This window comes from Micromonospora sp. NPDC049274 (genome assembly GCF_040678875.1).
Lineage (GTDB): Bacteria > Actinomycetota > Actinomycetes > Mycobacteriales > Micromonosporaceae > Micromonospora.
The window spans coordinates 579453-592171 of sequence record NZ_JBFAQS010000001.1 but is presented as its reverse complement, the minus strand read 5'-3'; the positions used below and the strand labels follow the sequence as shown (position 1 = coordinate 592171).

The 12719-nt window shown below is 72.8% G+C and carries 9 protein-coding genes; 4 read left to right on the top strand and 5 right to left on the bottom strand.

What is annotated here, in order from left to right:
• The first annotated feature begins 34 nt into the window (after window positions 1-34).
• Both AB0K10_RS02690 and AB0K10_RS02685 read left to right on the top strand, forming a co-directional pair.
• Window positions 35-1207 carry a PQQ-dependent sugar dehydrogenase gene (locus AB0K10_RS02690; RefSeq protein ID WP_363679251.1) on the top strand — a complete coding sequence of 391 codons (1173 nt, stop codon included), beginning with the start codon at window positions 35-37 and terminating at the stop codon, window positions 1205-1207.
• Between the two features lie 61 nt (window positions 1208-1268).
• A complete protein-coding gene (locus AB0K10_RS02685) occupies window positions 1269-2840 on the top strand; it encodes a metallophosphoesterase (RefSeq protein WP_363679249.1) in 1572 nt (523 codons plus the stop codon).
• A gap of 27 nt (window positions 2841-2867) precedes the next feature.
• Here the strand turns inward: AB0K10_RS02685 and AB0K10_RS02680 are convergent, their stop codons facing one another.
• A complete protein-coding gene (locus AB0K10_RS02680; protein ID WP_363679247.1) occupies window positions 2868-5225 on the bottom strand; it encodes a pyruvate dehydrogenase in 2358 nt (785 codons plus the stop codon).
• Window positions 5226-5331: 106 nt separating this feature from the next.
• On the bottom strand, window positions 5332-6831 hold the full coding sequence (gene gatB / locus AB0K10_RS02675; RefSeq protein ID WP_363679245.1) for an Asp-tRNA(Asn)/Glu-tRNA(Gln) amidotransferase subunit GatB: 1500 nt from the start codon (window positions 6829-6831) through the stop codon (window positions 5332-5334).
• 139 nt (window positions 6832-6970) lie between these two features.
• Between gatB and AB0K10_RS02670 the strand changes: the two genes are divergently transcribed.
• Window positions 6971-7243, top strand: a complete 273-nt coding sequence (locus tag AB0K10_RS02670) for a hypothetical protein (protein ID WP_363679243.1) — start codon at window positions 6971-6973, stop codon at window positions 7241-7243.
• Window positions 7244-7311: 68 nt separating this feature from the next.
• On the top strand, window positions 7312-7755 hold the full coding sequence (locus AB0K10_RS02665) for a hypothetical protein (protein WP_363679241.1): 444 nt from the start codon (window positions 7312-7314) through the stop codon (window positions 7753-7755).
• Between the two features lie 61 nt (window positions 7756-7816).
• Here AB0K10_RS02665 and gatA read toward each other — a convergent pair whose 3' ends face one another.
• From gatA to AB0K10_RS02650, 3 genes are all read right to left on the bottom strand, one after another.
• Window positions 7817-9292 carry an Asp-tRNA(Asn)/Glu-tRNA(Gln) amidotransferase subunit GatA gene (gene gatA / locus AB0K10_RS02660; protein WP_363679239.1) on the bottom strand — a complete coding sequence of 492 codons (1476 nt, stop codon included), beginning with the start codon at window positions 9290-9292 and terminating at the stop codon, window positions 7817-7819.
• A gap of 76 nt (window positions 9293-9368) precedes the next feature.
• The gene (gene gatC / locus AB0K10_RS02655) at window positions 9369-9674 is read right to left on the bottom strand and encodes an Asp-tRNA(Asn)/Glu-tRNA(Gln) amidotransferase subunit GatC (RefSeq protein ID WP_007456314.1); all 306 of its coding nucleotides are present in this window, start codon (window positions 9672-9674) and stop codon (window positions 9369-9371) included.
• Window positions 9675-9819: 145 nt separating this feature from the next.
• Window positions 9820-12597 (bottom strand): EAL domain-containing protein, encoded by a 2778-nt coding sequence (locus AB0K10_RS02650; protein ID WP_363679237.1) that lies wholly within the window; start codon window positions 12595-12597, stop codon window positions 9820-9822.
• Window positions 12598-12719 lie beyond the last annotated feature (122 nt).

Genomic DNA, 12719 nt, shown 5'->3' with positions numbered 1-12719 from the left:
CGACCGGGCCGTCCGGCGGGCTACCCTGGGCCGGGTGAGAGCCCGTCTCCCGTACCCTCGCCTCCGCCGCCTCCGGGTGGTCCTCGCGGCGTCCTGCGCGGCGCTGCTGCTCGCCTCGGGTTGCAGTTTCGGCGAGCCGGAGCCCGACCCGGCGGGTGAGCCGCCGAACCTGCCGACCCCGTCGGCGCCGGCGAGCCCCGGCGGTGCCGGCCAGCAGGCGGTGGCGACAGTCCTGGCCAAGGGGCTGCGAGTGCCGTGGGCCATCGCGTTCCTGCCCGACGGCGGCGCGCTGGTCACCGAACGGGACAGCGGCCGGATACTCCAGGTCGGCCCGGAGTCCGGCCCGGACGGGCTGCGCGTCCGGGTGGTGCAGACGATCAGCGACGTGGCGGCGGCGGGCGAGGGCGGGCTGCTCGGCATCGCCGTCTCCCCCGGCTACGCCCGGGACCGGACGGTCTTCGTCTACTACACGGCCGAGCAGGACAACCGGGTTGCCCGCCTGCAACTGGGCGGGCAACCCACAGCGATCCTCACCGGCATCCCGAAGGCCAACGTGCACAACGGTGGCGGGTTGGGCTTCGGCCCGGACGGGCAGCTCTACGTCAGCACCGGCGACGCGGGCCAGCGTCCCAACGCGCAAAACGCGAAGAGCCTCGGCGGCAAGATCCTGCGGATCACCGCCGACGGCAAGCCCGCCCCGGGCAACCCGTACCCGGGCTCCCCGGTCTGGTCGCTGGGTCACCGCAACGTGCAGGGCTTCGCCTGGGACGACGCCAAGCGGATGTACGCCGTGGAGTTCGGCCAGAACACCTGGGACGAGATCAACCAGATCACCAAGGGCGGCAACTACGGCTGGCCGGAGGTCGAGGGGCGGGCCGGCAACAAGCGGTACACCGACCCGATCACGCAGTGGGCGACCTCGGACGCCTCGTGCTCCGGGCTGGCGGCGACGGATCGGCTGCTGGTGACCGGGTGCCTGCGCGGCAAGCGGCTCTGGGTGATGGAACTGACCGACACCGGGACGCTGCTCGGGCAGCCCAGCGAGCTGCTCACCAACCGCTACGGCCGGCTGCGCGCGGTGGCCGCCGCGCCGGACGGGTCCCTCTGGGTGAGCACCTCCAACCACGACGGGCGGGGTGAGCCGGCGGCCGACGACGACCGCCTCCTGCGGGTGGTCTTCGCCGGCGGCGACGGCGGTCGCAGCTGACAGGCGTCACCTTCCACGCGGGTTTGCCAAGATCCTCCGACGGGCAGGTCAGAATCTCAGCATGGACGGGCAACGCGACGAGCAGCACGACGACGCCGAGGGCCGGGGCGACCCGGTGACCGGCGGCGAGCCGTCGCGCCCGGCAGACCGGCGGATCGGCCGGCCGGGTGGACCGGTGCGCCGCACGGGTGTCGTCCTCGCCGTGCTCGTGGTGGCTCTGGCCGGGGCGGTGCTCGGGGTGCTGGCCGGTGGTCGGGTGAACACCGACATCGGGCCGTTCCGGGCCAGCCTCACCCTCTCTCCGGCCACCGAGGGCGGGACGACAATCGACGTGCCGCCACTCGGCGCGCTGCTGCTCGACAGCCACAGCGGGCCGACCCACCTCACCGTGCGGCTGGGCGCGTTGGACCAGGGGCGCACCGAGGCGCTGCTCGACGATCCGGCGAGCATCAGCCGCGCCAGCCAGAGCGCTGTGGAGGACGTCCGCTCCGGGGTGATGCGACTGGGCCTGCGCACCCTCGCCTCGGCGGTGCTTGTCACCCTCATCCTGGCCGGGTTGATCTTCCGCAACGTGCGGCGTACCGCCTGGGCGGGCGGGTTGGCGTTGCTGGTCACCGCCGGCAGCCTCGGCACGGCCGCGGCGACCCTGCGCCCACAGGCGATCGAGGAGCCGCGGTACGAGGGTCTGCTGGTCAACGCGCCCGCCATCGTCGGTGACGCCCGCCGCATCGCGAACGACTACACCAAGTACGCCGAGCAGCTGCAACGCATCGTCGGCAACGTCAGCCAGCTCTACACGACGGTGTCGGCGCTGCCGGTGCTGGAGCCGGCGCCCGGCACCACCCGGGTCCTGCACGTCTCCGACATGCACCTCAACCCGACCGGCTGGCAGCTGATCCGCACGGTGGTCGAGCAGTTCGGCATCGACGTCGTCATCGACACCGGGGACATCACCGACTGGGGCAGCGAGCCGGAGGCGTCCTTCGTCGGCTCGATCAGCCTGCTCAAGAAGCCGTACGTGTTCATCCGTGGCAACCACGACTCGGGCAAGACCGGCGCCGCGGTGGCCCGCCAGCCGAACGCGATAGTGCTGAACAACTCGACCGCCACGGTCGCCGGGCTGACCATCGCCGGCATCGGCGATCCGCGCTTCACCCCCGACAAGAACACCTCGCCGGCCGGCAGCGGCCTGACCCAGGAGGTGGCCGACCAGGTGATCGGCGTCGGCGAGCAGTTGGCCGCGACCGTGCGCAGCTCGCCCCGGCCGGTCAACATCGCGCTGGTGCACGACCCGGCGTCGGCCGGGCCGCTCGCCGGCACCTGCCCGCTGGTGCTGGCCGGGCACACCCACGCCCGGCAGGTCTCCAAGCTGCCGCAGGCGCCCGGCCAGCAGCCCACCGCCCTCTTCGTGGAAGGCTCGACAGGCGGGGCCGGGCTGCGCGGCCTGGAGGGCGAGAAGCCGACCCCGCTGTCGATGACAGTGCTCTACTTCGACCAGCAGAAGATGCTCCAGGCGTACGACGACATCACCGTCGGCGGCACCGGCCAGGCGCAGGTCAACCTGGAACGCCACATCGTGCAGGACCCGAGCGCCGGCGCGCCCGCCTCGGTCACCCCCACCCCGACCCGCTGAGCGCCGGCCGGGGCGTGCGGGGCGGGGTCAGCGCAGGGCGAGCGCGGCCAGAGCGGCGTTGACGATGCTGCCCGGCATCAGGTCGTGCAGCTCGTACAGGTCGGCCACACTGCCGGACTGGCCGAACTCGTCCACACCGAGCGGCACCGCCGGGGCGCCGAGCGCCGACCCGAGCCAGGCCATCGCGTGCGACGCCGCGTCGTGCACGGTCACCACCGGCACCCGGTCGGCGAACGCGGACCGCAGCGCGCCCGGCACGCTGGGCACGGTCGCCGTGCGTACGCCCTGGCGCAGGGTGCGCTGCCACGCCCGGTAGAGCCGGTCCAGCGAGGTCACGTCCACCACGTGCGCGGCGATGCCCTCCTCGGCCAACTCCGCGGCGGCGGCCAACGTCTCGGGCAGCACCGCGCCGGAGGCGGCCAGCTGCACCACCGGGGCGTCGGCCAGGTGCGGGTACGCCTGGTGCGCGTCGACGAGCCGGTACGCCCCGGCGACCACCTGCCGGCGCAGCACCGCGTCGCCGAGCCGGGCCCGCGCCGCCTCGAACGGCGCCTGGTCCAGCGGTCGGGTGCTCAGTCGGAAGTAGTACGCGCCGTCCTCGGTCGGGGCGGCCGTCGCGGCCGGGGCCGCCCCGCCCGCGATCTGCCCGAGCGCGTCGCAGAGCAGCCAGTCGAGGCTGCCCGCGTACGCCGGTTCGAGGAACGTCACCCCGGGCAGCTCCAGGCCTACCGACGCGGTGATGGTGGACTGGTGCGCGCCGCCCTCGGGGGCGAGGGTGATGCCCGACGGGGTGCCGGCAACCACGAACCGGGAGCCGGAGTACGTGCCGTACAGGAACGCGTCGAGGCCACGCAGCACGAACGGGTCGTAGACGGTGCCCACCGGCAGCAGCGGCTGCCCGGACAGATCCCAGGACAGGCCGAGCTGGCCCAGCAGCAGGAACAGGTTCATCTCCGAGATGCCCAGCTCGATGTGCTGCCCGGAGGGGCTCTCGGTCCAGCGCAGCATCCGGTCCTCGTTCCAGGAACGCTGCTCGGTGGGGGCGAACACCCCGGTCTTGTTGATGAAACCGGCCAGGTTGGTGGAGGTGGCCACGTCCGGGGCGGTGGTCACCAGGTAGCGGCCCACCTCCCGGTCGCGAGCCAGGTCCACCAGCACCCGACCGAAGACCTCCTGCGTGGAGATCGGCTTGTTGGCGCGTACTCCCGTGCTCTCCGGAACGGTGACCCCGAGCGCGCGCTCGCGCGGCGCGCGGGACAGCGCCTCCCGGCGGGCGCCGGCCTGGATGCCGGCGGGTGACGCCGGGTCGAGGCGGTCCCACTCGGTCTCGGCCGTCAGGCCCTGCGCGGCCCGCAGCGCGTCGACCTGCTCGGTGCTGAGCAGCGCCGAGTGGTTGCGCGGATTGCCGGCGATGGGCAAACCCCAACCCTTCACGGTGTACGCGAAGACGACGCTGGGCCGGTCGGTGACCGCGTCGCACTGGGCGTACGCGTCGAGCATCGCCTGAAGGTCGTGCCCGCCCAGGTCGGTGACCAGCGGGCCGAGCTCCTCGTCGTCGATGCCGTCGACGAAGGCGCCCACCTCGGCCGGCGCGCCGTCCAGGAACTGCTTGCGCAGCGCCGGCCCGGCCAACCCGAACAGCGACTGGTACTGCTCGTTGGGCATCAGGTCGATCCAGTCGCGCAGCGCCTCACCACCCGGCCGGGCGTACGCCTCGGCGAGCCGACGGCCGTACTTGACCTCCACGACATGCCAGCCGGCCGCCTCGAACTGGCCCCGCCACTGGTTGATCCGGATGCCGGGCACCACCCGGTCCAGCGACTGCCTGTTGAAGTCGACGAGCCACATCACGTTGCCCAGGCCTGTGGTGGCCGGGTCGGCGACCGCCTCCCAGATGTTGCCCTCGTCCAGCTCGGCGTCGCCGATCAGCGCCACGAACCGCGAGTGCGGGCGGGCGCCGAAGTGCGCGTCGACGTAGCGGCGGGTGGCGGCGGCGAAGAGCGGCGCCGCCGCGCCCAGACCCACCGAGCCGGTGGAGAAGTCCACCTCGTCGGGGTCCTTCGTGCGCGACGGGTACGACTGAAGACCGCCCCGGGCCCGCAGCCGGGGCAGGTACGAGCGGTCCAGGTTGCCCAGCAGGTACTGGATGGCGTGGAACACGGGCGAGGCGTGCGGCTTGACCGCGACACGGTCCTCGGCGTCCAGGTGCGCGAACCACAGGGCGGTCATCGCCGTGACGAGGGAGGCGCTGGACGCCTGGTGGCCGCCGACCTTCACCCCGTCACCGGTCGCCCGGTCGTGGTTGGCGGCGTCCACGATCCGGGTGGCGAGCCAGAGCACCCGCCGCTGGATCTCGTCGAGGACATCGAGGTCGTGCTGGTTCACGGTGGCTCCATCCGGGCGTCGCCGTTGACGCCCTCGCGAGGGGGTTGCGGTGTGCACGGCGAACACCGCTGGCGCAGCACGCGCCAGCGGTGTGCGATCGGGCGGATCAGCCCTGGACGCCGAGGCGCTCCAGGATCAGCTCGCGCAGGGTCTTCGCGTCGGCCTGACCACGGGTGGTCTTCATGACCGCGCCGACGAGGGCGCCGACGGCCGCGACCTTGCCGCTACGGATCTTGTCGGCGATGCCGGGGTTGGCGGCGATCGCCTCGTCCACGGCGGCGGTGAGCGCGCCGGTGTCCGACACGACCTCCAGGCCCCGACTGGTCATGATCTCGGTGGGCGAACCCTCACCGTCGACCACGCCCTCCAGCACCGTACGGGCCATCTTGTCGTTGAGCTTGCCCGCGTCGACAAGGCCCTGCAGCTCGGCGACCTGCGCGGGGGTGGCACCGATGTCGGCCAGCTCCACGCCGCTCTCGTTGGCCCGACGGGACAGCTCACCCAGCCACCACTTGCGGGCCGCCGCCGGGGTGGTGCCGGCGGCCAAGGTGGCCTCGATCAGCTCGACCGCGCCGGCGTTGAGCACCGACTGCATGTCCAGGTCGGACAGGCCCCACTGCTGCTGGAGCCGACGCCTGTGCACCCGGGGCAGCTCCGGCAGGGCGGCCTTCAGCTCGGCGACCCAGGCCGGGTCCGGTGCGATGGGCACCAGGTCCGGCTCGGGGAAGTACCTGTAGTCGGTGGCCGTCTCCTTCGAGCGCCCCGGCGTGGTGTCACCGGTGTCCTCGTGGAAGTGCCGGGTCTCCTGGGTGATCCGACCGCCCGCGTCCAGCACCGACGCCTGCCGCAGCATCTCCGAACGGACCGCCCGCTCCACCGAGCGCAGCGAGTTGACGTTCTTGGTCTCGGTACGCGTGCCCCACTCCTGACCCGGCAGGTTGAGCGAGGTGTTCACGTCACAACGCAGCGAACCCTCCTCCATCCGTACGTCGGAGACGCCGAGGGTGCGGATCACGTCGCGTAGCTCGGCGACGTACGCCTTCGCCACCTCGGGGGCGAGCGCACCGGTGCCCGTGATCGGCTTGGTCACGATCTCGACAAGCGGAATGCCGGCCCGGTTGTAGTCGACGAGCGACTCGGTCGCACCGTGGATGCGGCCGGTGGCGCCGCCGACGTGCAGCGTCTTGCCGGTGTCCTCCTCCAGGTGCACCCGCTCGATCTCGATCCGCACCGTCTCGCCGCCCACCTCGACGTCCAGGTAGCCGTCGACGCAGATCGGCTCGTCGTACTGGCTGATCTGGAAGTTCTTCGGCATGTCCGGGTAGAAGTAGTTCTTCCGGGCGAAGCGGCACCACTCGGCGATCGAGCAGTTCAGCGCCAGGCCGATCCGGATGATCGCCTCGATGGCGGCCTTGTTGGCCACCGGCAACGAGCCGGGCAGGCCCAGGCAGACGGGGCACACCCGGGTGTTCGGCTCGCCACCGAAGTCCGTCGGGCAGCCGCAGAACATCTTGGTGTTCGTGCCCAGCTCGACGTGGGTCTCCAGGCCGATCACCGGTTCGAAGCGCGCGACGACCTCGTCGTACGCGGGCAGTGTCGTGGTCATGAGACGCTCCAGGCGCGATCCGGACAGAACCCGTCCAGCCTAGTGGGGTTGTCCGGCCACGCTTCTCCCGGGTTTCCCGACGCACCGGCAACCGCCGTGACCGGGTGTGTTCGCGACGACACCGGGGTACCTGTCGACCATGACGAATACGGGGAATGATCGATCCGTCAGCCAGGCCAGGCCGGGGCGGCGGTACAACACGAAGCAGGTCCTGCTGGTGGTGCTGGCCGCGTGGGCGGTGGGGGCCGTGGTAGCCCTGATCGGCTGGACTGTCGCCGGCGGCGAGCGGCAGCCGGACGACCTTCTGCTGCTGGTGGTCCTGCTCGCCATTCCGGGCCTGATCGGGCTGGCCGTCGCCTGGGGGACGGGCAGGTTGACGGCCTCGCGCGAGCGCGGCCGGGCCGGCTCGTGACCTCGCCGCCATCCCCGCGGCGACAGCCGATCGGCCGCCGCGCTGTGCTGGTCGCCGCGGGTCTGGCGGTGGGGCTCCCGGCGGTGGCGGTGGCGGCGATCGCCCTGGACGGGCGGGACACCTCGCCGGGCGGCCTCCTCAAGATTTTCCTGATCGCGCTCGTCTTCGGGGCGCTCGGCGCGGCAGTGGCCCTCCTGGCCAGCCACCGGCTACCCGCACCCCGGACCACCAGCCCGGCGGCCCGCCAGGCCCTGCGCGCCGGGCACACCGACGACCCGCGCGTCGACGCCCTCGCCCGCCAGGAGGCCGAACGCCGCAGGGGCAGACGCTGGGTGCTGTGGATCCTCGGCGCCGCCGTGCTGGCCGAGGCGCTGCTGGTCGTCGGCGCGTCCCGCCCCTCCACCCGGGTGTTCGCGGTGGTGCTCGGCGTCTTCTGGGCGGTCCAGGGCTGGATGCGCTGGCGTGACCTGCGGGAGGCCGACCGCTACCTCGCCAACCACCGCACCGCCTGAGAGCCCCCGGACAGACCACCGGCCCCGACGGACGGATCCGTCGGGGCCGGTCGCGACGGCGCTACAGCGCCGGCGGGGTGAACGTGCCGACGGCGGACTCCAGCGCGGCGGCGACCCGGTACATCCGGTCGTCGGCCAGCGTCGGAGCCATCACCTGCAGGCCGACGGGCAGCCCCTCGGAGAGACCACAGGGCACCGAGATGCCCGGCCCGCCGTACAGGTTGGTCGGAATGGTGAACAGGTCGGCCAGGTACATCTGGTACGGATCGGCGGTACGGGCGCCGATCGGGAAGGCCGTGAACGGGGTGGTCGGCGAGATCAGCGCGTCGACCCGCTCGAACGCTGCGGTGAAGTCCCGGGTGATCAGGGTCCGGACCTTCTGCGCCTGCCCGTAGTACGCGTCGTAGTAACCCGACGACAGCGCGTACGTCCCGATCATGATCCGGCGCTTGACCTCCGGGCCGAAGCCGGCCTCGCGGGTCAGCGACATGACCTCCTCCAGCGACCGGTTGCCGTCGTCGCCGACCCGCAGGCCGAACCGGACACCGTCGAACCGAGCCAGGTTGGAGGAGCACTCGCTCGGGGCGATCAGGTAGTACGCCGGCAGCGCGTACGCGAACGTCGGGCAGGAGATCTCCACGACCTCGGCGCCCATCTTGGTCAGCGCGTCCACCGACTCGCGGAACGCGGCCATCACGCCCGGCTCGGCGCCCTCGCCGACGAACTCGCTGACGATGCCGAGCCGCACGCCGGTCAGGTCACCTGTCGCGCCGAGCTTCGCCGCCGCCACCACGTCCGGCACCGGCTGCGGAATCGAGGTGGAGTCCCGCGGGTCGTGCCCGGCGATCACCTGGTGCAGCAGGGCCGCGTCGAGGACCGTACGGGCACACGGGCCGGGCGTGTCCAGCGACGACGAGAAGGCGACCAGCCCGTACCGGGAGGTGCCGCCGTAGGTGGGCTTCGCGCCCACCGTGCCGGTCACCGCGCCGGGCTGACGGATCGAGCCGCCGGTGTCCGAGCCGATCGCCAGCGGCGCCTCGTACGCGGCCAGCGCCGCGGCGCTGCCACCACCGGAGCCACCCGGGATCCGGCTGAGGTCCCACGGGTTGTGCGTCGGACCGTACGCCGAGTATTCGGTGGAGGAGCCCATGGCGAACTCGTCCATGTTCGTCTTGCCGAGCATCACCGTGCCGGCCTCGCGCAACCGCTGCACGATCGTCGCGTCGTACGGCGGGCGCCAGCCCTCGAGGATCTTCGAGCCGACGGTGGTCGGCACACCACGGGTGGCGAGCACGTCCTTCACCGCTACCGGCACACCGGCCAGGGGACCCAGCTCCTCGCCGGCGGCCCGGCGCTCGTCCACCGAGCGGGCCGCGGCGAGCGCACCGTCGGTGTCGACGTGCAGGAAGGCGTGCACCTGCTCGTCGACCGCCGCGATCCGGTCCAGATGCGCCCGGGTCACCTCGACGGCGGAGGTCTCGCCCCCGGCGACCAGCGCGGCGATCTCCGTCGCGGTCATTCTGGTCAGATCGCTCATGCCGTCACTCCGCTTCGCTCCGCGACGCCATGAGGCACCACGGCGCTGCACTGCTGATTCGCTCGCTGACGCTCGCTCATGAGGCCACATCCTCGGTCAGGATCCGCGGTACGCGGAACCGCTGGTCCTCGGCGTCCGGCGCGCCCGACAGCGCCTCCTGCGGCGTCAGGCACGGCGTGACGACGTCCTCGCGGAAGATGTTGGTCAGCGGCACCGAGTGCGAGGTCGGCGGGATGTCCGCGGCGGCGACCTCGCCGACCTGGGCGACCGCCTGGAGGATCACGTCGAGCTGGCCGGCGAAGGTGTCCAGCTCCTCCTCGGTGACGGCGAGCCGCGACAGGCGCGCCAGGTGCGCGACCTCCTCGCGGGAGATGGCGGCCATCCGTGCCCCCTTCTGATGTCCTGCTGGTCGGGCGGTGTGCCGGCCGCGCGACGGATGCAGTGTGACGCGCGGTGACCGGAGCGAGTCTATTGTTCCGCTCCCGTGCCGCGTCCCCGACTCCCCCTCCGGCGACTTGTGCCGTGGGTCAGCGGGTCGAACGGCGGCCGGCCTCCGGCTCCGGACCACCCGTCGGGCGGACCGGCCGGTAGCGGGCCAGCCAGGTGACGAGCTGCTCGGCGGGCATCGGGCGGGCGTAGAACCAGCCCTGGGCGGCGTCACAGCCGGCGGCGTACAACATCCGCCAGGTCCGCTCGTCCTCCACGCCCTCGGCGACCACCCGCAGCCCCAGCGCGCCCGCCAACTCGATCATCGATCGGACGATAGCCGCGTCGTCGGCGTCCTCGGCCATGCCGAGCACGAACGACCGGTCCACCTTCACCTCGGACAGCGGAAGCCGGCGCAGATGTTGCAGCGACGAGTACCCGGTGCCGAAATCGTCAAGCGCGATGGCCACCCCGATGCGGTGCAGCCGGGAGATGGTGGCCAGCACCCGACGCGGATCGGCCATCAGGGCGCCCTCGGTGATCTCCAGTTGCAGTCGCTCGGCCGGCACCCCGTACCGGGTCAGCCGGTCGGCGATCTGGTCGGCGATCTCGCCGGTGTGCAGGTCCCGCACGCTGACGTTGAGCGCCGCACGCAGCCCGATGCCGGCCGCCGACCACTTGGCGAGCTGCTCCACCACGTCGTCCACCACCCGCCGGGTGAGCAGCCGCATCACCGCGCTCTGCTCGGCGACACGGATCAGCTCCTCCGGGTCGACCATCCCCCGGCGCGGGTGCCGCCACCGCAGCAGGGCCTCGACGCCCACGACCTCGCCGGTCGCGATGGCGATCTGCGGCTGGTAGTACATGGTGATCTCACCGGCGTCGTCGACCGGCTCGCCATCGTCGCGTACCCACCCGGTCGGCTCGATCGCCTGGCCTTCGGGAACCGACAGGCCTGCGCGCCCCGGACGGCCGACGCTCGGCGGGGGCACCGCCCCGCCGTTCGGCGATCGCCGACCCTGGCCACCGGCACGCCGGTCCCGCGACGGGCCGGGGCGGGTGCCGGGGATCGTCGCGCGGTTGTTGCGGCCCCGGATCGGGTCGGCGCCGGTGGCGATCCGGTTGATGAGCTCATCGGCCTGCGCCAACTCGCCGCCGGTCCGCCGCCGACGACCCCACCACCGCCCGCCCGTCGGGGGCGCCGCGGCCATCACCGGCGCGCCGCCCGGCTGCGGCGCAACCTCGGTCTCCACCCCGGCGGGCAGCGCCGCACCGTCACCACCGCGCACCTCGGCCTCCACAGCCAGGGGTACGTCTGCCGTCCGCTCGGCCTCACCCGGCTCGCCGCCGCCGGCGTCGACCCGGCCGGCCTCGTCGGCGCGACCGACGTTGGCACGGTTGATGTGGCCGGCGTGCTCGACACTGCCGGGATGCTCGGCGTGCTCGGCGCGGCCGGCATGCTCGGCCTGCTCGGCGCGGCCGGCATGCTCGGCGCGGCCGGCATGCTCGGCCTGCCCGGCGTGCCCGGCTTGGAGCTGCGGCGGCGCGGCGTCGAGCGGGCCGGCGGCCGGCGGGCCGGATTCCAGCACCCGGCGGAGGTCGGCGAGGAGACCGAGACGCTCGGCCGAGTTGTGGTCGGATTCGGGGGCGTACACGGCGACCGTGTCGTTGCGATGCTTGGCGTCGTACATCGCCACGTCGGCGTGCCGCATCAGGGTGGCGAAATCCTCGCCGTGCTCCGGGAAGAGGGCGATTCCGATGGAGCCGCCCACGTCCAACGGCAGCCCGTCCAACGGCACCGGCTCGGCCAACGCCCCGACGACCCGGTCGGCCAGCTCACGCGCCTGGCCGACGTCGGTCAGGCCGGTCATCACGATGGCGAACTCGTCGCCACCCAGCCGGGCGATCATCTGCGGTCGGGGTTCCACGTCGGTGAGCCGGGCGCTGACCTCGACCAGCAGCCGGTCACCCACCGCGTGCCCGAGAGCGTCGTTGACGTTCTTGAAGCGGTCCAGGTCGATGAGCAGCAGCGCCAGGTGCCCGCCGGGCTCACCGCGGGCGGTCCGCTCGGCGTGCAGGTGCACCTGCTCCGCCACCTCGGCCAGCAGCGCCTTGCGGTTGGGCAACCCGGTCAGCGGGTCGGCGGCGGCCAGGTGCTGCTGCTCGACGGTCAGCCGGGCCATCCGGTACACGGCGAAGAGCGGCACCAGCACCAGCGGGATCAGCGCCGCGCTGAGACGGGCGGCGGCGACCAGCACCGGCGCGAGCAGCAGCAGCGAGCCGGTGGAGAGCAGTTCGAAACCGACGCCCTGGCGGACGGTGGGCCACCAGCGGTCACCGAAGCGCAGCCGCACCGCCCAGCTCACCAGGCCGTAGTTCACGACGAACCAGGCCAGCGTCGCCCCGCCGACGGCGACCACGTCCGTCGGGTGCAGGCGGCCGCCGGAGAAGACGGTGCTCGGCCCGAGCTGGATGACGCCGTACGCGGCGGCGAGCGCGCAAGCGTACTGGCCGACGTTGAACGCGGTCCGCCAGGCGGCATGACGCATCCGCCAACCAGAGACGATCACCCCCACCGCCTGCACCGCCACCGCCGGACCGAGCCCCCAACCGAGCAGGATCGCGAAGGTGAAGCAGGTGGACGGGAAGACCGCCGAGGTCTGCCGTCGCCCGGGCGGGACGAAGGGGCGCGCGTCGCAGACCACCGCGAGGGCGGCCATCGTCCAGAACGCCACCGGCAGGCGGGGCAGCTCCTCGGGGAGCGTCGTGAGTGGACCCGTGGCGGTCAGCGCCGCGACCACCAGGATGCCGACGACGAAGGCGGCGAACGGCGTCACCCGCCCCGGTGGGACGGAGTTGCGCGGGTCGGCGACCTCCATCACACCTCCCGACCGACGGTCGACGTGCCGATGAGCACGCCGTGACCCAATGAAACGCCCTGAGCCCCAAGTTTCCCGGTATGACAGTCACGAATCGGTCGTAGTCGTAATTAAGTTGGTAT